The organism is Streptomyces flavofungini (assembly GCF_030388665.1).
Classification (GTDB): Bacteria; Actinomycetota; Actinomycetes; order Streptomycetales; family Streptomycetaceae; genus Streptomyces; species Streptomyces flavofungini_A.
On sequence record NZ_CP128846.1, the window covers coordinates 7,350,001 to 7,368,766 of the forward strand.

The following is an 18,766-nucleotide window of genomic DNA, read 5'->3' on the forward strand; positions in this document are numbered from 1 at the left end:
GTAAGGGTGTAGCCCGAGCGATAGGTAAATCCGTCGTTCTTGTGGGTGAGACCTGATGCCGAGCCGATTGTGGTGAAGTGGATGATCCTATGCTGTCGAGAAAAGCCTCTAGCGAGTTTCATGGCGGCCCGTACCCTAAACCGACTCAGGTGGTCAGGTAGAGAATACCGAGGCGTTCGGGTGAACTATGGTTAAGGAACTCGGCAAAATGCCCCCGTAACTTCGGGAGAAGGGGGGCCATTTCTGGTGATGACACTTGCTGTCTGAGCTGGGGGTGGCCGCAGAGACCAGCGAGAAGCGACTGTTTACTAAAAACACAGGTCCGTGCGAAGCCGTAAGGCGATGTATACGGACTGACGCCTGCCCGGTGCTGGAACGTTAAGGGGACCGGTTAGTCACTCTTCGGGGTGGCGAAGCTGAGAACTTAAGCGCCAGTAAACGGCGGTGGTAACTATAACCATCCTAAGGTAGCGAAATTCCTTGTCGGGTAAGTTCCGACCTGCACGAATGGCGTAACGACTTCTCGACTGTCTCAACCATAGGCCCGGTGAAATTGCACTACGAGTAAAGATGCTCGTTTCGCGCAGCAGGACGGAAAGACCCCGGGACCTTTACTACAGTTTGATATTGGTGTTCGGTTCGGCTTGTGTAGGATAGGTGGGAGACTGTGAAGCGGGCACGCCAGTGTTCGTGGAGTCGTCGTTGAAATACCACTCTGGTCGTGCTGGATGTCTAACCTGGGTCCGTGATCCGGATCAGGGACAGTGTCTGATGGGTAGTTTAACTGGGGCGGTTGCCTCCCAAAGGGTAACGGAGGCGCCCAAAGGTTCCCTCAGCCTGGTTGGTAATCAGGTGTTGAGTGTAAGTGCACAAGGGAGCTTGACTGTGAGACTGACGGGTCGAGCAGGGACGAAAGTCGGGACTAGTGATCCGGCGGTGGCTTGTGGAAGCGCCGTCGCTCAACGGATAAAAGGTACCCCGGGGATAACAGGCTGATCTTCCCCAAGAGTCCATATCGACGGGATGGTTTGGCACCTCGATGTCGGCTCGTCGCATCCTGGGGCTGGAGTCGGTCCCAAGGGTTGGGCTGTTCGCCCATTAAAGCGGTACGCGAGCTGGGTTTAGAACGTCGTGAGACAGTTCGGTCCCTATCCGCTGTGCGCGTAGGAGTCTTGAGAAGGGCTGTCCCTAGTACGAGAGGACCGGGACGGACGAACCTCTGGTGTGCCAGTTGTTCTGCCAAGGGCATGGCTGGTTGGCTACGTTCGGAAAGGATAACCGCTGAAAGCATCTAAGCGGGAAGCCTGCTTCGAGATGAGGACTCCCACCTCCTTTGAGGGGTTAAGGCTCCCAGTAGACGACTGGGTTGATAGGCCAGATATGGAAGCCCTGTGAGGGGTGGAGTTGACTGGTACTAATAGGCCGAGGGCTTGTCCTCAGTTGCTCGCGTCCACTGTGTTGGTTCTGAAACAACGAACAGTTGTGTCGGCTGAACAGCTCTACTTCAATTGAAGAGTGTGCTTGTTCGCTGCCCTGTTTGAGATCCTGCTCTTGCAGCGGGATATTTCATAGGGTTTCGGTGGTCATAGCGTAAGGGAAACGCCCGGTTACATTCCGAACCCGGAAGCTAAGCCTTACAGCGCCGATGGTACTGCAGGGGGGACCCTGTGGGAGAGTAGGACGCCGCCGAACAATTTTTGGAGGACCCTTGGTCCCAGCGTTCACGCTGGGACCAAGGGTCCTTTTTGTTTTTGCTCGAAGAGCGCCGGCTACGCGGCTGCGTCAGAATGACTGCGGTACCGAAGACTAGGAGTCACCCATGTCCACCAACTCTCCCGACGAGCGACCGGAGCGCGACCAGCGCCGCCGGGATGGTGGCGACCGGGGTGGATACCGCGGTGGGCCACGTCGCGACAACGACCGCGGTCCGCGCCGCGACGACCGTCGAGACGGGGATCGCCCCTCCTTCCGTCGCGACGACCGGGACCGCAACGACCGCGGTGACCGCAGTGACCGCGGCGGATTCCGACGGGACGACCGCCGTGACGGTGACCGTGGTGGCTTCCGCCGTGACGACAACCGTGGCGGAAGCGGCTACCGCGGACGTGACGACCGTGACAGCGGGCGCCCCTCCTTCCGTCGCGACGACCGGCCCGGCGGGTTTCGACGCGATGACCGGCGCGATGACCGGCGCGACGACCGTGGAGGCAACGACCGCGACCGTGGCGGCGACCGGGGCGGCTTCCGCCGTGACGGAGACCGCCCCGGCTTCCGGCGTGACAGCGACCGTCCGGCCTTCCGCCGGGATGACCGCCGTGACGACCGCCGGGATGGTGACCGTCGGGATGATCGGCGGGACGACCGTCCGGCGTTCCGTCGGGATGACCGGCGGGACGACCGTGGCGACCGTGGCGGGTTCCGGCGGGACGACCGGCGCGACGACCGTGGCGGGTTCCGTCGCGACGACCGCCGCGACGACCGCCGCGACGGGGACCGTGGTGGCTTCCGCCGCGACGACAACCGTGGTGGCGACCGTCCCGGCTTCCGGCGTGATGACCGCGACCGCGGTGACCGCGGCGGTTTCCGCCGTGACGATCGTCGGGATGACCGCCGGGATGGTGACCGTCGGGATGATCGGCGGGACGACCGTCCGGCGTTCCGTCGGGATGACCGGCGGGACGACCGTGGCGACCGTGGCGGGTTCCGGCGGGACGACCGGCGCGACGACCGTGGCGGGTTCCGCCGCGACGACCGCCGCGACGACCGCCGCGACGGGGACCGTGGTGGTTTCCGCCGCGACGACAACCGTGGTGGCGGCTACCGTGGGCGTGACGACCGAGGCCGTGACGACCGCGGCCGCGGCCCCCGTCGGGACGACAGCCGTGGGCGGCCCGGTGGGTTCCGTGGGCGGGACGACCGGCGTGACGGCGACCGCGGTGGGTTCCGCCGTGACGACCGCGAGCGGGACCGTGAGCCGATCAAGCGGCTGCCGATCCCGGACGACGTCACGGGCGACGAGATCGACCAGGACGTACGGCAGGAGCTGCAGAGCCTGCCCAAGGGGCTCGCTGAGGACGTCGCCAGGAACCTGGTGATGGTCGCCAAGCTCATCGACGAGGACCCCGAGCAGGCCTACGGCTACTCCAAGGTCGCGCTGCGGCTCGCCTCGCGCGTCGCCGCCGTACGCGAGGCCGCGGGCTTCGCCGCGTACGCGAACCAGAAGTACAGCGAGGCGCTCGCCGAGTTCCGGGCCGCGCGGCGGATGACCGGCGGCGTGGAGCTGTGGCCCGTCATGGCGGACTGCGAGCGCGGGCTCGGACGGCCCGAGAAGGCGCTCGACATGGCCGGTGCACCCGAGGTGCACAAGCTCGACAAGGCCGGCCAGGTCGAGATGCGGCTCGTCGCCGCGGGAGCGCGCCGCGACATGGGGCAGCTCGACGCCGCGATCGTCACGCTGCAGAGCCCCGAGCTGGCCTCCAGCTCCGTCCAGCCCTGGACCGCCCGCCTGCGGTACGCCTACGGTGACGCACTGCTCGCGGCCGGGCGCGAGGACGAGGCGCGCGAGTGGTTCGCCAAGGCCATCGAGGCCGACAAGGACGGCAGCACCGACGCGTCCGACCGGCTCGCCGAGCTCGACGGCGTCGAGTTCGTCGACGCGCTCGAGGGCGATGAAGCTGAGGCCGAGCCCCAGGTGACGGAGTCGACGGAGTCGGGGCAGTCGGTGGACGCGGCCGAACCCGCACCCGCCGCTGTCGATGTGGATGCCGACGCGGGCGTTGCGGATGACGTCGATGCAGATGCAGATGCAGATGCAGATGTCGATGCCGATGTTGCCGATGGCGATGAAGGTGTGCGGCGCGACAAGGACTGATGGCGGTGGGACGTGAAGGGGCGGGTCTCCAGTGGGAGGCCCGCCCCTTCGGCGTACGTACGAAGCGTCGGTCCGAGGTCAGAACGCCAGGTCGCGCAGGACCAGACCCGTCGCGGGCTTAGGGCCGAACGACGTGGACTTCTGGGGCATCGTGACGCCCTGGCGGGCCAGGTCGCGTACGACCTCCTCACGGACCGGGTGCATCAGCACCGCCGTGCCGCCTTCGCGCTCGGCCTTCTCGACCGTCGCCTCCGTGTGATGGATGTACGCGATGTGCTCCGGGGTGTCCGGGACCTGCCAGACGTGGTCCAGGAGCGTGGAGTGCAGGACCGTCGCGTCCAGGGTGCGCCAGGCCTCCGGGCGGCTGTGGGGGACCGTGCGGGCCAGCAGGTCGGGGTCGGGACGGTCCACCAGGTGGTACGAGCCGTCGCCCGCCAGGAGGAACGCGTTGCTCTCGGCCGCGGCGTCGCCGAGGGCCGCCAGTGCCTCGGACAAGGAGCACTCCAGTGTGCGTACCCGGAAGGAGTCCGCGAGCGCGGCCAAGGCGTCGGCGACCGGGAGCCGGTGCAGATAGCGGTGGATCGCGCGGACCCGCAGCGGATAGCGGGCCGTGTCGACCAGCAGGACCAGGCCGAAGTCCCACGGTCCGGGAGAGGCGTGTTCGGCCCGCACGCGCAGATTTGTCGCCCAGCGGTGGTGGCCGTCGGCGATGAGAGCCTGGTGGTGGGCCAGATCTGACTGGATTTCAGCGATCTCGGCGGGGTCGGTCACCGCCCACAGACGATGGCTGAAGCCGTCCTCGGTGGTCGTGGAGAGCAGCGGCTTGTGGTGCGTCGCGCGCTCTATGGCGGCCGCCGCACCGTCCGTCGACGCGCCGCCGGGGTAGGTGAGGAGCAGCGGCTCCAGGTTCGCGGCCGTCGCGCGCATGAGGGCGGCCCGGTCCTCGACGACGTGCGGCATGACGTCCTCGTGCGGCAGGACGATGCCGTCGGCTGCCTCCGACAGGCGCAGGGCGCCGATGATGCCGCGCTGGAGGATGTCGCCGTTCCGCTGCTCGTACACGTACAGGGCCGGGATCGGGTCGGGAGCCAGGATGCCTTCGGCGAGCCAGTCGTGGAGGGTGTCGGCGGCCTGGCGGTTGCGGGCCGCCGGGGTGGTCGCCTGCGGCAGGATCAGGCGGACGATGTTGTGCGGATCCGCCGATTCCAGTTCCAGGAGACCGTCCGGCCGCACGATCACGTCGTACGGCGGTGAGGTCACGGCGGCGAGGGAGCCGACCCGTTCGGAGTCGTACCGCACCCCCCGGAACGGGATCAGGTCGAGGCCGTGGACGTCCGTGTGACCCGCTGTGTTCATTAGTGCATCGTAAGTGTGTCAGTGGCATGAGCGATGATCGGGGGAGTGGAATTAGCGAGGAGAGATGCGTAATGAGCCAGACCGTCAACAGCGGTGGCGATCAGCCTGCGCGGACGCGTCCAGCGGGCAGTGAGCGGGCGCTGAGCGAGAGCTACGACACGGCGCTGCTCGATCTCGACGGGGTGGTGTACGCGGGTGGGAAGGCCATCGCCCACGCCGTCGATTCGCTGGCGACGGCCCGGTCCGGGGGCATGCATCTCGCGTACGTGACGAACAACGCGCTGCGTACGCCGGACGCGGTGGCCGACCATCTGACGGAGCTCGGCATTCCCACCGGCCCGTCGGACGTGATCACGTCGGCGCAGGCCGTCGCGCGGCTCGTGGGTGAGCAAGTGCCCTCGGGGGCGCGGGTGTTGGTGGTGGGAGGGGAAGGGCTGCGGGTCGCGCTGCGTGAGCGTGGGCTTGAGCCGGTGGAGTCCGCCGACGACGATCCGGTGGCCGTGGTGCAGGGGTACGGGGGCCCCGAGTTGGCGTGGGGGCGGTTCGCGGAGGCCTGCTACGCGATCGCGCGGGGTGTGCCGTGGTTCGCGTCCAACACGGACCTGACCATCCCCAGCGGGCGGGGGATCGCCCCGGGGAACGGCGCCGCCGTGGAGGTCGTGCGCATCGCGACCGGGGCGGAGCCGCAGGTCGCGGGGAAGCCGTTGCCCCCGATGCACCGGGAGACGATCCTGCGGACCGGGGCCGAGCGGCCGCTGGTCGTCGGGGACCGGCTCGACACAGACATCGAGGGCGCGTTCAACGGCGGTGTGGACTCGCTGCTCGTGCTGACGGGAGTGACGGACGGGGCGCGGTTGCTGGCCGCTCGGCCCGAGCACCGGCCCACGTATGTGGACGCCGATCTGCGGGGGATGCTGAGGGGGCAGCCCGAGGTGGGGCAGGCGGGCGAGGGGTTCGGCTGTGGGGGGTGGGTTGCCTTCGCGCGCGGGGAGGCTCTGGTCCTCGAGGGCGAGGGGGCGGCCATGGACGGGCTGCGGGCCTTGTGCGCGGCCGCGTGGGCGGCGGCGGGGGACGGGGCGTGCGGGTTGGACGGGGGGAAGGCGTTGGCGCGGCTGGGGCTTTAGGTTTCCCCGGTCCCGCCCCTGCTCGAAGCCGGGGGCTGCGCCCTCGGCCCCCCGCTGTCGGCGCTCAGGGCCTCGGCCCCGAACGCAGGACGGGCTGGTGAGCGCAGGCGGGAGTCAGGGGAGGGTGGGGCGGACCTCCGTCGGATCGCCGCTTCGTTCCTCGTCCTCAAGCGTCGGACGGGCTGAAGCGGTGCGAGTGCTGCGGAAGTTACGCTTCCTCGCCGCGGGACAGGAGTTGGTCCTCCGTCACGCCCTTGCGCCAGTACCCCGTGAACTTGATGCGCTTGCGGTCGAAGCCCCGGTCGGTGACCAGGTGGCGGCGTACGGCCCTGACCGTCGCGGACTCGCCGGCGATCCAGGCGTAGGGAGCGCCGGTGGGCAGGTCGGCGGCGCTGATCGCGACCGTCGTCGTGCCCTCGCCCGTGAGCCAGGTGATGTCGGCGTCCGCCTTGGTGAGCAGGTGCCGGCGGTCCGCCGGGTCGCGCAGCTCCAGCCAGGCCAGGACCCGCGTCGAGGGCGGCAGCGATTCGAGGATGCCCGCGACGGCGGGCAGCGCCGACTCGTCGCCGGTCAGGAGGATCCAGTCGGTGTCCGCGGGCGGCCTGAAGTCGTACGCGGCGTTCTCCTCCTCGACCGGAGCGAGGACCCCGACGCGGGTGCCGGGGCGTGCCGTGCGGGCCCAGCGTGACGCGGGGCCCTCGGTGGACGGCGCGTCCGGGGCGGGCGCGTGCACGGCGAAGTCGACGATCAACTCGTGCGGGTCGCGGCGCAGTTCACGGATGGTGTACGTGCGCATGATGCCGCGGACGTCGGGGTCCAGGTCCCGCCAGGCCGCGTACCAGTCGGGGGACTCGGTGTCCGGCATGACCGGCGCGCTCTGGCCGGGCTGCGGCAGGAACACCTTCACGCGCTGGTCGCGGCCGCCCGATGCCATCTCGGCCACGTCGGAGCCGCCGAAGGCCACGCGGACCATCGACGGCGTCAGGCGCTCGGTGCGCAGGACCTGGGTGTCGAAGAACCGGAACGGGGCGTCGGTCATGGGCTGAGCCTTTCTCCTGAGCGCGGTGGCGGGACGGCCGCCGCCCCGAGGTGGCGGCCGCTATCGCCTGAGCTTCTTCGACTTCTCGACGGCCGCCGCGAGCTGTTCGAGCACGGGGGCGTAACCGGCGTAGCTGTAGCGCTCCTCCATGGACCACGGGACGGTCTGGCCGGCCTTCACGGCGGGCAGCTTGTTCCAGGTGGGCTTCTTCGCGAGCTGGTCCTCGGTGAGCGCCGACGAGCGGTTGTCGACCATGATCAGGTCGGCGTGGTACTTGTCGGCGTTCTCCCAGCTGAGGAACTCCCAGAAGCCCCACTCGTCGCTCTTCTTGCCCTCGACGAACTCGACGCCGAGGTCCTTGAAGTAGTTCAGGTCGCAGTAGGAGTCCGGGACGGCGACGTACATCTGCTGGGCGTCGCCCGTCATCGCCAAGACCTTCAGCCCGCCATTGGCCTTCGCGGCCTCGCGCAGCGTCCGTTCGGCCTTCTCGAAGCGGGACTTGGCGGCCTTGACCTTCTGGGACTCCAGATCGCCGCCGAGTGAGGCGGCCAGGTCGGTGTAGCGCTTGAGGGGTTCGAGGAGGGAGGCGCGGGCGCCGTTGATGCCGACCGTCGGGGCGAGGGCGGCGATCTTCTTGCTGCTCTCCTCGGGGACGAACCAGAGGTTGGGCGGGGGGAACATGTTGCTGATCAGCAGCTCGGGCTTGAGGGACGCGTACTTCTCGATGTTGAACTGGCCCCAGGTCTCGCCGAGGCTCGTCAGTTTGTCGACATCGAGATCGCCGGCCTGCGGGTTGGGCTTGCCGCCCACGGGCTTGGACGGGCCGAAGACGCCGGTGACCTCGACGCCGTAGTCGTGCAGGGCCGCGGCGGTGCTGATGAACGCGACGATGTTCTTCGGGGTCGAGTCGGCGCGCGCCGTCCTGCCGCGGTCGTCCTTGAAGCTCCAGGCCTTGCCGTCGGAGCCCGAGCCCGAGTTCTTGGCCTTGCTGTCGGAGTTCTCGGAGCTGTCGGAGTTCTCGCTGCCGCAGCCGGTGAGGGCGGCGCCGAGGCAGAGGGCGGCGCCGCCGGTCAGCAGGCCGCGGCGGCTGACGCCGCCGGCGGTGCGGGTGGGAGCGAGGGTGCGGGAGGGGCGGAGCGCGCGCATCAGGCGACCTTCTTCGAGTCTTCTATCGCCTTGGCGAGCCGCTCGATGAGGGGCGCGTATCCGGCGTGGCTGAACCGGGCTTCGTTGAACCAGGGGATGACCTGGTCGGACTCGGCGGCGGGCAGACGGGCCCACGTCGGTTTGGACTTCCTCAGCTCGGCGGGCTGGAGGTTTCCGGTCCGTTTGTCGACAAGGATCAGGTCGGCCTCGTACCGGTCGGCGTTCTCCCAGCTGAGGTCCTGGAAGAAGCCGCCCTTCGCGGTGCCGGTCGGCGTGACGAACTCGACGCCGAGGTCGCTGTAGTGGCGCAGGTCGGTGAAGTCGCGCGGATCGCCCACATACATGCGGTCGGCCTGCGCGGCCATCGCGAGGACCTTGACGCCGCCGCGGGACTTCGCGGCCCCGGCGGCCTTGCGGAGCCGTTCGGAGGCGTCCTCGAAGCGCTTCTTCGCCGCGGTCACCTTCGTGGCCCGCGGGTCGGCGCCCAGGGACTCGGCGAGTTCGGCGAAGCGGCCGATGGCCTTGGTCAGGGTCGTCTTGCCGGTGAGGATGCCGACGCTGGGCGCGATCGGCAGGATCTTGTCGGTGGACTCCTCCGGTACGTACCAGAGGGTCGGGGAGACATTCATGGTGCTGACGAGGAGTTCGGGGCGCAGGCCCGCGTACTTCTCGATGCTGAACTGGCCCCAGGCGTTGCCGATGACGGTCACCTTGTCGACATCGACACCCGCGGCCTGTACGTCGGGGTCGCCGTTCTTGAGCTTGGTGGGGCCGAAGACGCCGGTGCACTCGATGCCGAAGTCGTGCAGGGCGGCGGCCGCGCCGATGTAGGCGACGATGCGGCGCGGCCGGCTTCCGGCCCGTGCCGTCTCGCCGCGGTCGTCCTTGAACGCCCAGGGCCCGCCCTGTTGCGAGGAGTTGCCGCCGTCGCCCTTGTCGTCGCCGCACGCCGCGAGCATGCCGCCGGCCCCGAGCGTGGCGCCCGCGCCGAGGAAGGCGCGCCGCGACAGCGGCGGGAGCGGGGCGAGAGGGGAGCGAGGAGAGGGGCGTGACCGGGGCATACGTGGTGCTTCTCTCGTCGAAGACCAATAGGAGGGTAGGCTAACCTAACCGCGTGTTGGTCGACAGTCCCCCCGAACCCGGCGCGGAAGCCGCTCCCGCGCCACCCGGCCGCCGCGCCCTGCGCGGTGCCGGGCTCGTCCTCTCCGTCGTCCTGCTGCTGGCCCTGATGGCCGTCAGCATCTCCGTGGGCGCCAAACAGCTCTCCATGGACCAGGTCTGGCACGGGCTGTTCGAGGACTCGGGGACGTACGCGGACGTCGTGGTCGGCGAGCGGGTCTCGCGCACCCTCCTCGGGGTCCTCGCGGGGCTGGGACTCGGTCTGTCCGGCGCGGTCCTGCAGGCCCTGACCCGCAATCCGCTGGCCGACCCCGGCCTGCTCGGCATCAACATGGGCGCGTCGGCCGCCGTGGTCACCGCCATCAGCTTCTTCGGCGTCACCTCGCTGAGCGGCTATGTGTGGTTCGCCTTCGCGGGCGCGGCGATCGTCGGGGTGCTGGTGTACGCGCTCGGCGGCACCCGCAGCGCCACCCCCGTGCGGCTCGCGCTCGCCGGTACCGCCCTGACCGCGGCCCTCGCCGGCTACCTCCAGGCCGTGATGATCACGGACAACGCCGCGCTGGACAAGATGCGCTTCTGGACGGTCGGCTCGCTGGCCTCCGCCAAGATGGAGACCATCCAGCAGGTCCTGCCGTTCCTCGCCGTCGGTACCCTGCTCGCGCTCGGCCTCGCCCGGCCGCTCAACGCCGTGGCGATGGGCGACGACACCGCCCGCGCCCTCGGCGCCCGGCTGACCCGCACCCGCGCCCTGTCCATGGCCGCCGCGACGCTGCTGTGCGGCGCCGCGACCGCCGCCTGCGGGCCGATCGCCTTCGTCGGCCTGATGGTGCCGCACATGGTGCGCTCCTTCACCGGGCCCGACATGCGCTGGATCTTCCCCTACGCCGCCGTCCTCGCCCCCGTCCTGCTGCTCGGCGCCGACGTGCTCGGCCGGGTGATCTCGCGCCCCGCGGAGGTCCAGGTGGGCATCGTCACCGCGGCCATCGGCGCCCCGGTGTTCATCCTGCTCGTACGACGGCGGAGGACGGCCCAGCTGTGAAGGCGATACGTACCCGCGGCGGCCTCTCGGTCCGCCTCGACGTCCGCACGGCCGTCGTGGTGGTGACCCTCGTGCTCGCCGCGCTCGTCGCGAGCGTCGTGCTCATCGGCACCGGCGACTTCGACATCCCGGCCGCCGACGTCATCCGCACCCTCCTGGGCAACGGCGACTCCGGCCAGGAGTTCATCATCAACGACCTGCGGCTGCCGCGGGTCGTGGTCGGGCTCCTGGTGGGCGCGTCCCTCGGCCTCGGCGGCGCGCTGTTCCAGTCCATCTCCCGCAACCCGCTGGGCAGCCCCGACGTCCTCGGCATCGGGCAGGGCTCGACCGCCGGCGCGCTCCTTGCGATCGTGGTCTTCAGCGGCAGCGCGGGTCAGGTCGCGGTCGCCGCGCTGGTCGGCGGCCTGGTCACCGGCGCCGCGATGTATCTGCTGGCCTGGCGGCGCGGCGTGCACGGCTACCGGCTCGTCCTCGTCGGCATCGGCATCAACGCCTTCGCCGTCGCCATGAACGGCTACCTCCTGACCAAGGCGGACTTCGTCGACGCGGCCCGCGCGGTCGTGTGGATGACGGGCTCGCTCAACGGCCGCGACTGGGAGCAGGTCTGGCCGCTGCTCACGCTGTGCGCCGTGCTGCTTCCGCTGATCGTCATGCACGCGCGGCCGCTGCGGATGCTGGAGATGGGCGACGACACGGCGTACGCGCTCGGGGTGCCCGTCGAGCGGACCCGCGTCGTCCTCATGGGCGCCGCCGTGCTGCTCACCGCGGCCGCGACCGCCGCCGCGGGGCCCGTCAGCTTCGTCGCCCTCACCGCGCCGCAGCTGGCCCGCCGTCTGACACGCTCGCCGGGCCCGAACCTGGTGCCCGCCATGTGCATGGGCGCGACCCTGCTGATCGTCGCCGACTGGGCCTCGCAGCGGGCCTTCGGCGCCGACCAGCTGCCCGTCGGCGTCGTCACCGGTGTCCTCGGCGGGGTGTATCTGCTGTGGCTGCTGGTCACCGAGCGCAAGGCGGGGCGCATATGAGTGCCTGCCGCGATCGCGCCCGCCGCGATTGCGCCTGCCGTGGCTGTCCCGGCCCGGGCGCCCGCCGCGGCCGTGCCCCCCGGTGGGGGCGCTCATGACGCCGCGGTCCCTGACCTCGTACGAAGAACCCGACGCCCAGGAGCGTGTCCCCGTGAACCGGCTCATCGCCGACGACGTGACCATCGGCTACGACCAGCGTGTCATCGCGGAGAAGCTGTCCGTGGAGATCCCCGACAACTCCTTCACGGTGATCGTCGGTCCGAACGCCTGCGGCAAGTCCACGCTCCTGCGCGCCCTGTCCCGGATGCTCAAGCCCTCCGCCGGGCGGGTCCTCCTCGACGGCCAGACCATCCAGTCGCTGCCCGCCAAGCAGGTCGCGCGGACGCTCGGCCTGCTGCCGCAGTCGTCCATCGCCCCCGACGGCATCACGGTCGGCGACCTGGTGGCGCGCGGCCGCTACCCGCACCAGGGGCTGCTGCGGCAGTGGTCCAAGGAGGACGAGCGGATCGTGCGCGAGTCCATGGAGTCGACCGGTGTCGCCGAGCTGGGGGACCGGTACGTCGACGAGCTCTCCGGAGGCCAGCGCCAGCGTGTGTGGATCGCCATGGCGCTCGCCCAGCAGACGCCGCTGCTGCTGCTCGACGAGCCGACCACGTTCCTCGACATCCAGCACCAGATCGACGTCCTCGACCTGTGCGCCGATCTCCACGAGGAGCAGGGGCGCACGTTGGTCGCCGTGCTGCACGATCTGAACCACGCCGCCCGGTACGCCACGCATCTCATCGCGCTGCGCGACGGGAAGGTGCTGGCCGAGGGGCCGCCTGGGGAGATCGTGACCGCTGAGCTGGTGGCGGAGACCTTTGGGATCAAGTGTCAGGTGATCGATGATCCGGAGACGGGGACGCCGTTGGTGGTGCCTGCGGCTCGGAAGTCTCGCGGGGGCTCGCGGGGCGCGTAAGGATGGGGGCGGGGTTGTTATATGGGGGCTTCGCCCCCGTTCCCCCCTTTTTTGCCGCTTCGCGGCTCGTCCTCAAGCGCCGGACGGGCTTGGGGCGCGGCTCGGCCTCGAGCGGTGGGCGGGCTTCAGAGGAGCTTTCGCAGGTGGAGGAGGTCGCGTAGGCCCGCTTCCAGCTTGACCCTGCCCGATGTCCAGGCCTTGGCGAAGTTCAGATCGCCGTTGACCATGGCGACCAGGTCGTCTCCCGTCATGGCCAGGCGGATCTGGGACTTCTCGCGGGGTGGTCCGGGGTGTTCGTCCAGGACCTCGATCCGGCCGTTCTGGAGGCGGCCGGAGAGGGTGACGTCCAGGTCTCTGAGGTGGCAGCTCAGGGAGCGGTCGAGCGCCGCGGCGCTGCGTACGTCGCCGTCCGCGGCCGCGAGGTTGTCGGAGAGTTTGTCGAGTGCGCTGCGGCACTCCGCCATGGTCGCCATCGTGATCGACGGTACCGCAGGGCTTCGATGTAGCGTCGTGGCATGAGCGACTGGACGCCGGGCCGCGAGCCCGAGCTCGCGGAGGCGGAGTACGAGATTCCGGTGGAGGCGGACGCCGATGTCCCGGTGGATCCGGAGGCTGATGCTCCGGTGTCCTCGGAGGCCGACGCCGACCCCTTTGAGCCCGCCCCGCTGGAAATCGTCCGCACCCCCACCGGCAACGCCGAGGTGGATGCCCAGCTCCAGCGTCTCGGCGACGCCGACCACCTCGCCACCGACGGCCACATCGAGGTGTACGAGGATGTGCACCGGGGTCTGCGCGACGCGCTGACCTCGTTGGACGCACACCCCGGGCCGCCCGCCCCCTCGGGGGCACCCGCACCGACCGACAACAGGAGCTGAACCGAACGTGGCAGGAGTGGCACGCCGCCGCCTCGACGCCGAGCTGGTCCGCAGGAAGCTCGCGCGCTCGCGCGAGCACGCAAGCCAGCTGATCGCCGCCGGCCGGGTGAGCGTCGGCAAGACCCTCGCGACCAAACCGGCCACGCAGGTGGAGACGGCCGCCGCGATCGTCGTCACCCAGGACGACGACGACCCCGACTACGTCTCGCGCGGCGGCCACAAGCTCGCCGGCGCCCTGAAGGCCTTCGTGCCGGAAGGGCTCACCGTCGAAGGGCGGCGTGCCCTGGACGCGGGCGCCTCCACCGGCGGCTTCACCGACGTGCTGCTGCGCGCGGGCGTGGCGCACGTCGTCGCCGTCGACGTCGGCTACGGCCAGCTCGCCTGGTCACTGCAGAGCGACGACCGGGTCACCGTCAAGGACCGGACGAACGTACGCGAGTTGACGCTCGACCTCATCGACGGCGAGCCCGTGGACCTGGTCGTCGGCGACCTGTCCTTCATCCCGCTGGGGCTCGTGCTGCCCGCGCTCGTGCGGTGCGCCGCCCCTGACGCGGACCTGGTCATGATGGTCAAGCCGCAGTTCGAGGTCGGCAAGGAGCGCCTCGGCAGTGGGGGCGTGGTGCGCAGCGCCGAGCTGCGGGCCGACGCCGTGCGGACCGTGGCACGGCAGGCGTGGGGGCTCGGCCTCGGGGTGCGCGGAGTGACGGCGAGCCCGCTGCCCGGGCCCTCCGGGAATGTCGAGTACTTTCTGTGGCTGCGCGCCGGGGCGCCGGAACTCGACCCGGCGGACGTCGACCGTGCCGTGGCGGAGGGGCCCCGTTGAGTCAGACCCGAGCTCGTACTGTTTTTCTCCTGGCGCACACCGGCAGGCCCGCGGCCATCCGCAGTGCCGAACTCGTCGTGCAGGGGCTGCTGCGCAGCGGCCTCGGCGTGCGGGTCCTGGAGGCGGAGGCGGCCGACCTGCCGCTGCCGGACGAGGTGGAGCTGGTCAAGGAGGCGACCCCCGCCTGCCTGGACGCCTGCGAACTCCTCATCGTGCTCGGCGGTGACGGGACGCTGCTGCGCGGCGCGGAGTTCGCCCGCGCCTCCGGGGTGCCGATGCTCGGCGTGAACCTCGGCCGCGTCGGCTTCCTCGCCGAGGCCGAGCGCGACGACCTGGACAAGGTCGTCGACCGCGTCGTCACCAAGGCCTACGAGGTCGAGGAGCGCATGACCGTCGACGTCGTCGTGCACAGCAACGGCGACGTCGTGCACCGCGACTGGGCCCTCAACGAAGCCGCCGTGCAGAAGATGTCGGCCGAGCGGATGCTCGAGGTCGTCCTGGAGATCGACGGCCGTCCTGCGACCGGCTTCGGCTGCGACGGCATCGTGTGCGCGACGCCGACCGGATCGACCGCGTACGCCTTCTCGGCGGGCGGGCCCGTGGTGTGGCCGGAGGTCGAGGCGCTGCTCATGGTGCCGATCAGCGCGCACGCCCTGTTCGCCAAGCCGCTGGTGACCTCGCCGGACTCCGTCCTCGCCGTCGAGGTCCAACCGCACACGCCGCACGGGGTGCTGTGGTGCGACGGGCGGCGGACCGTCGAACTGCCCGCCGGGGCACGCGTCGAGGTGCGCCGGGGCGCCGTGCCGGTGCGGCTCGCGCGGCTGCACCACGCGTCGTTCACCGACCGGCTCGTGGCCAAGTTCGCCCTGCCGGTCTCCGGGTGGCGGGGGGCGCCGCAGTAGCGCTTCGCTGGATGGGCTGTGCTGTGCTGGATGCACTGTGCTGGATGAGCTGTGCTGATTTCCGCGGGTTCGTGGGGGCTGGTCGCGCAGTTCCCCGCGCCCCTTTCGGGGCGCCCCGGACCTCGCCGGGGCGCTTCAGGGGCCCGTACAGAGCCATGTCCCCGGGTCAGGTCGCGCTGACCACGGATATGGCCCGGCGCCGCAGCACCGCCACCACCGGAAGTCCGGTGGCGCCCAGGGTCAGGAGCAGCGTGCTGGCAGCTATGCCTGTCGGCACCGCCCACGGCAGATGCGGGACGGCCGAGCCGAAGGCGGTGCTCAGCATCGGGGCGAGGGTCGCCAGCGCGATCACGGCGCCGAGCAGCAGCGCCGTCCCGGCGACGACCACCGCCTCCCAGGCCGCCATCGCCCGCACCTGGCGGCGCTGGGAGCCCACGACCCGCAGCAGGGCCAGATCGCGGCGGCGCTCGAAGGAGATCATGGCGAGGGTGTTGGCCGAGGCTATGGCGGCGAAGCCCGCGTACAACGACGTGCCCATGTAGTCCATCCAGACCTCGCCCGTGCTGCCCGCGGAGCCGGTGTGGTGCTGGGCCGTCGTGTGCATCGCGATCTTCGTGAGGCCGAAGCCGACGACGAGGAGCAGCGGCACCACCGCCGCGGAGAAACGGCGCGGCTGGGAACGGACGTTGAGCATCGCCAGGCGGGCCGCGCCGCCGCCGACGCGGCCCACGGCCGCCGACACCAGCCAGGCGGCGGGCCCGATGAGGCGCGGGCCGAGCAGCCCCGCGCCCACGCAGAACAGGATGAGGACCAGGAACGCCCCCTCGCCCGCCTCGTCCGCGGGCTGCCGCGAGAGCAGCACCGAGAGGACGGCACCGCCCGCGACCGCGAGCACCCCGAGCGGCGCCCGCAGCAGCCCGAGACCGCGCCGCCCCGCCGCCGCCTCGTGCAACGCGCGTGCGGGCCGCAGCAGGGAGAAGCGCAGCGCGGACAGCACGGCGGCCAGCGCCGACGTGACCACGGCGACACCCAGGCACACGGGCAGCGCGAGCCAGCTGAAGCGGAAGGGCACCTCGGCCGGGACCAGGCCGTGCGTGACCATGCCACGGAACCACACGCGGGACAGCACACCGCCGAGCGCGAAACCCACCAGGGCGGCGGGAACCGACGCGGCCAGGGACTGGACGGCCACCGCGCGGCGGACCTGGCGTGGCCTGGCGCCGATGGAGCGGACGAGGGCCAGCTCGCGGTGCTGCTGCACCACGGCCGTGCCCATCGTCGACGCGACCACGAATATCGACATGTAGATGGAGCCGATCAGGAGCACGGCCGCCGTGTCGCCCACGCCGTTCTCCGTGAGTGCCGCGCGGGCTCCGCGCGAGAGGCCGTCCGCACTCGTCGACCGCAGCACCATCGTCGACGCGCTCACGACCGTCGCCGCGAACAGCGCCGCGACGGCCGTGCCGATGAATGCCGGGCGGTGCGCGCGCAGCGCCGCCCGAGCCAGTCCTGTACTCATATCGATCATGATCCTGCGGCGGGGTGGCCGTCCACCATGAAGGCCGCCGCACAATCCCCCTGAGGAAAACCCCACCCCGGCGGGTGACAGGTGACGTTTTCGGGGCCTTCGCCACCTGCGCGTTCACGCAAGGACGCCAGGGCACGTCGCACAGCGGACCTCTGACCTCGTAAGGTCGTGTGCGTGTTGGAGGAGATGCGGATACGGTCGCTCGGAGTCATCGACGACGCGGTGGTCGAGCTGTCGCCCGGATTCACCGCCGTGACCGGCGAGACCGGAGCGGGCAAGACGATGGTCGTCACGAGCCTCGGCCTGCTGCTCGGCGGGCGCGCCGACCCCGCCCTGGTGCGGATCGGCGCCAAGTCGGCGGTCGTGGAGGGGCGCATCACCGTGCCCTCGGACGCCGCTGCGGCCGTGCGCGCCGAGGAGGCCGGGGCCGAACTCGACGACGGGGCGCTGCTCGTCAGCCGGACGATCTCCGCCGAGGGCCGCTCCCGCGCCCACCTCGGCGGGCGCTCGGTGCCGGTCGGCGTGCTGTCCGAGCTGGCCGACGACCTCATCGCCGTGCACGGGCAGAGTGACCAGCAAGGCCTGCTCAAGCCCGCCCGGCAGCGCGGTGCGCTCGACCGGTACGCGGGCGAGGCCGTCGCCGTGCCCCTCGAGAAGTACGCCGCCGCGTACCGCAGGCTGCGGGCCGTCGCCGCCGAACTCGACGAGATCACCACCCGCGCCCGTGAGCGGGCCCAGGAAGCCGACATGCTCCGCTTCGGCCTGGAGGAGATCGCCGCCGTCGAACCCCGCGCGGGCGAGGACGTCGAACTCGCCGCCGAGGCCGAGCGCCTGGGGCACGCCGAAGCGCTCGCCTCCGCCGCGACGCTCGCCCACGCCGCCCTCGCCGGGAACCCCGAGGACCCCGAGGGCGTCGACGCCACCACCCTCGTCGCGGGCGCCCACCGTGCCCTCGAAGCCGTCCGCTCCCACGACCCCGCCCTCGCCGCCCTCGCCGAGCGCATCGGCGAGATCGGCATCCTTCTGTCGGACGTCGCGGGCGAACTCGCCGGGTACGCCGACGACCTCGACGCCGACCCGCTGCGGCTCGCCGCCGTCGAGGAGCGCCGGGCGGCCCTGACGCAGCTCACCCGCAAGTACGGAGAAGACCTCGGAGCCGTGCTCGCCTGGGCCGAGGACGGCTCCGCCCGGCTCGTCGAGCTGGAGGGCGACGACGACCGGCTCGCCGGACTCACCGCCGAACGGGACGCGTTGAGCGCCGAGCTCGCCGGGCTCGCCCGGGCCCTCACCGAGGCCCGTGTCGAGGCCGCCTCCCGGTTCGCCGCCGCCGTCACCGAGGAGCTGGCCTCGCTCGCCATGCCCCACGCGCGCGTGACCATCGACGTGCGCCAGACCGACGATCCCGACGGGGTCGAGATCGACGGCCGCACCGTCGCCTACGGCCCCGCCGGTGTCGACGAGGTCGAGCTGCTCCTCGCCCCGCACCCCGGCGCGCCGCCCCGGCCCATCGCCAAGGGCGCCTCCGGCGGTGAGCTGTCCCGCGTCATGCTCGCCGTCGAGGTCGTCTTCGCCGGTACGGACCCCGTGCCCACCTATCTCTTCGACGAGGTCGACGCGGGGGTCGGGGGCAAGGCCGCCGTCGAGATCGGGCGGCGGCTCGCGCGGCTCGCCAAGTCCGCGCAGGTCGTCGTCGTCACCCACCTTCCGCAGGTGGCTGCGTTCGCCGATCGGCAGCTTCTGGTCGAGAAGACCAACGACGGGTCCGTCACGCGGTCCGGGGTGCAGGTCCTCGAGGGGGAGGACCGGGTGCGGGAGCTGTCGCGGATGCTGGCCGGGCAGGAGGACTCCGAGACTGCTCGGGCGCATGCGGAGGAGCTGTTGGCTGCGGCTCGGGGGGACGGGTGAGGGGTGGGGGCCCTGCCGGGGGTTTCCCCGAGTCCGCCCCTTCCCGAGACCGGGGG

Annotated in this window: 16 protein-coding genes and 2 rRNA genes (1 of these 18 cut by a window edge); 12 read left to right on the forward strand and 6 right to left on the reverse strand. The window is 70.9% G+C overall.

Annotated features, from left to right (window positions below; translation table 11 throughout):
• The 4 genes from QUY26_RS31520 to QUY26_RS31535 form a co-directional block, all read left to right on the forward strand.
• A 23S ribosomal RNA gene (locus QUY26_RS31520) occupies positions 1-1,438 on the forward strand; it begins 1,687 nt to the left of the window's first position.
• 137 nt (positions 1,439-1,575) lie between these two features.
• Positions 1,576-1,692, forward strand: a 5S ribosomal RNA gene (gene rrf / locus QUY26_RS31525).
• A gap of 206 nt (positions 1,693-1,898) precedes the next feature.
• Entirely contained in the window at positions 1,899-3,095 is a 1,197-nt protein-coding gene (locus tag QUY26_RS31530) for a hypothetical protein (protein WP_289956204.1), read from the forward strand.
• Positions 2,987-3,871: a tetratricopeptide repeat protein gene (locus QUY26_RS31535; RefSeq protein ID WP_289956207.1), complete on the forward strand. Its 885-nt coding sequence runs from the start codon at positions 2,987-2,989 to the stop codon at positions 3,869-3,871. The genes QUY26_RS31530 and QUY26_RS31535 overlap by 109 nt, the downstream gene beginning before the upstream one ends.
• 78 nt (positions 3,872-3,949) lie before the next feature.
• Here the strand turns inward: QUY26_RS31535 and QUY26_RS31540 are convergent, their stop codons facing one another.
• Positions 3,950-5,227, reverse strand: coding sequence for a DUF1015 domain-containing protein (locus QUY26_RS31540; protein WP_289952686.1), 1,278 nt, complete (start codon positions 5,225-5,227; stop codon positions 3,950-3,952).
• Between the two features lie 71 nt (positions 5,228-5,298).
• Between QUY26_RS31540 and QUY26_RS31545 the strand changes: the two genes are divergently transcribed.
• Complete coding sequence (locus QUY26_RS31545) at positions 5,299-6,351, forward strand: HAD hydrolase-like protein (RefSeq protein ID WP_289952688.1); 1,053 nt, start codon at positions 5,299-5,301, stop codon at positions 6,349-6,351.
• Between the two features lie 208 nt (positions 6,352-6,559).
• Here QUY26_RS31545 and QUY26_RS31550 read toward each other — a convergent pair whose 3' ends face one another.
• Genes QUY26_RS31550 through QUY26_RS31560 form a run of 3 tightly spaced genes read right to left on the reverse strand, consistent with a single transcriptional unit; the run spans position 6,560 to position 9,597 of the window.
• On the reverse strand, positions 6,560-7,390 hold the full coding sequence (locus tag QUY26_RS31550; protein ID WP_289952690.1) for a siderophore-interacting protein: 831 nt from the start codon (positions 7,388-7,390) through the stop codon (positions 6,560-6,562).
• Positions 7,391-7,450: 60 nt separating this feature from the next.
• Complete coding sequence (locus QUY26_RS31555; protein ID WP_289952692.1) at positions 7,451-8,536, reverse strand: ABC transporter substrate-binding protein; 1,086 nt, start codon at positions 8,534-8,536, stop codon at positions 7,451-7,453.
• Positions 8,536-9,597 carry an ABC transporter substrate-binding protein gene (locus QUY26_RS31560; RefSeq protein WP_289952694.1) on the reverse strand — a complete coding sequence of 354 codons (1,062 nt, stop codon included), beginning with the start codon at positions 9,595-9,597 and terminating at the stop codon, positions 8,536-8,538. Before QUY26_RS31560 ends, QUY26_RS31555 begins: the two co-directional genes overlap by 1 nt.
• A 53-nt stretch (positions 9,598-9,650) precedes the next feature.
• Between QUY26_RS31560 and QUY26_RS31565 the strand changes: the two genes are divergently transcribed.
• From QUY26_RS31565 to QUY26_RS31575, 3 genes are all read left to right on the forward strand, one after another.
• Positions 9,651-10,694 (forward strand): FecCD family ABC transporter permease, encoded by a 1,044-nt coding sequence (locus QUY26_RS31565; protein ID WP_289952695.1) that lies wholly within the window; start codon positions 9,651-9,653, stop codon positions 10,692-10,694.
• On the forward strand, positions 10,691-11,719 hold the full coding sequence (locus tag QUY26_RS31570; protein WP_289952697.1) for a FecCD family ABC transporter permease: 1,029 nt from the start codon (positions 10,691-10,693) through the stop codon (positions 11,717-11,719). The genes QUY26_RS31565 and QUY26_RS31570 overlap by 4 nt, the downstream gene beginning before the upstream one ends.
• Before the next feature lie 94 nt (positions 11,720-11,813).
• A complete protein-coding gene (locus QUY26_RS31575; protein ID WP_289952699.1) occupies positions 11,814-12,677 on the forward strand; it encodes an ABC transporter ATP-binding protein in 864 nt (287 codons plus the stop codon).
• Between the two features lie 125 nt (positions 12,678-12,802).
• On the opposite strand, the gene QUY26_RS31580 is transcribed toward QUY26_RS31575, so the two are convergent.
• Entirely contained in the window at positions 12,803-13,150 is a 348-nt protein-coding gene (locus tag QUY26_RS31580) for an SCP2 sterol-binding domain-containing protein (RefSeq protein WP_289952702.1), read from the reverse strand.
• A 42-nt stretch (positions 13,151-13,192) separates the two neighbouring features.
• On the opposite strand from QUY26_RS31580, the gene QUY26_RS31585 reads away from it, so the two are divergent.
• The 3 genes from QUY26_RS31585 to QUY26_RS31595 are packed head-to-tail and all read left to right on the forward strand — an operon-like array spanning position 13,193 to position 15,277.
• Positions 13,193-13,552 carry a hypothetical protein gene (locus tag QUY26_RS31585; RefSeq protein ID WP_289952704.1) on the forward strand — a complete coding sequence of 120 codons (360 nt, stop codon included), beginning with the start codon at positions 13,193-13,195 and terminating at the stop codon, positions 13,550-13,552.
• 7 nt (positions 13,553-13,559) lie between these two features.
• Positions 13,560-14,375 (forward strand): TlyA family RNA methyltransferase, encoded by an 816-nt coding sequence (locus QUY26_RS31590; RefSeq protein ID WP_289952705.1) that lies wholly within the window; start codon positions 13,560-13,562, stop codon positions 14,373-14,375.
• Complete coding sequence (locus QUY26_RS31595; protein ID WP_289952707.1) at positions 14,372-15,277, forward strand: NAD kinase; 906 nt, start codon at positions 14,372-14,374, stop codon at positions 15,275-15,277. Before QUY26_RS31590 ends, QUY26_RS31595 begins: the two co-directional genes overlap by 4 nt.
• Before the next feature lie 166 nt (positions 15,278-15,443).
• On the opposite strand, the gene QUY26_RS31600 is transcribed toward QUY26_RS31595, so the two are convergent.
• Positions 15,444-16,796, reverse strand: a complete 1,353-nt coding sequence (locus QUY26_RS31600; RefSeq protein ID WP_289952708.1) for an FtsX-like permease family protein — start codon at positions 16,794-16,796, stop codon at positions 15,444-15,446.
• A 195-nt stretch (positions 16,797-16,991) separates the two neighbouring features.
• Here QUY26_RS31600 and recN point away from each other — a divergent pair, with 195 nt between their 5' ends.
• Positions 16,992-18,710: a DNA repair protein RecN gene (gene recN, locus QUY26_RS31605; protein ID WP_289956208.1), complete on the forward strand. Its 1,719-nt coding sequence runs from the start codon at positions 16,992-16,994 to the stop codon at positions 18,708-18,710.
• Positions 18,711-18,766 lie beyond the last annotated feature (56 nt).

Bases quoted from the DNA above. Each gene is read 5' to 3' on its own strand.
- QUY26_RS31540 (WP_289952686.1), bottom strand. From the start codon at position 5,227: ATGAACACAGCGGGTCACACGGACGTCCACGGCCTCGACCTGATCCCG.
- QUY26_RS31545 (WP_289952688.1), top strand. From the start codon at position 5,299: ATGAGCCAGACCGTCAACAGCGGTGGCGATCAGCCTGCGCGGACGCGT.
- QUY26_RS31550 (WP_289952690.1), bottom strand. From the start codon at position 7,390: ATGACCGACGCCCCGTTCCGGTTCTTCGACACCCAGGTCCTGCGCACC.
- QUY26_RS31555 (WP_289952692.1), bottom strand. From the start codon at position 8,536: ATGCGCGCGCTCCGCCCCTCCCGCACCCTCGCTCCCACCCGCACCGCC.
- QUY26_RS31560 (WP_289952694.1), bottom strand. From the start codon at position 9,597: ATGCCCCGGTCACGCCCCTCTCCTCGCTCCCCTCTCGCCCCGCTCCCG.
- QUY26_RS31575 (WP_289952699.1), top strand. From the start codon at position 11,814: ATGACGCCGCGGTCCCTGACCTCGTACGAAGAACCCGACGCCCAGGAG.
- QUY26_RS31580 (WP_289952702.1), bottom strand. From the start codon at position 13,150: ATGGCGACCATGGCGGAGTGCCGCAGCGCACTCGACAAACTCTCCGAC.
- QUY26_RS31585 (WP_289952704.1), top strand. From the start codon at position 13,193: ATGAGCGACTGGACGCCGGGCCGCGAGCCCGAGCTCGCGGAGGCGGAG.
- QUY26_RS31600 (WP_289952708.1), bottom strand. From the start codon at position 16,796: ATGAGTACAGGACTGGCTCGGGCGGCGCTGCGCGCGCACCGCCCGGCA.
- recN (WP_289956208.1), top strand. From the start codon at position 16,992: ATGCGGATACGGTCGCTCGGAGTCATCGACGACGCGGTGGTCGAGCTG.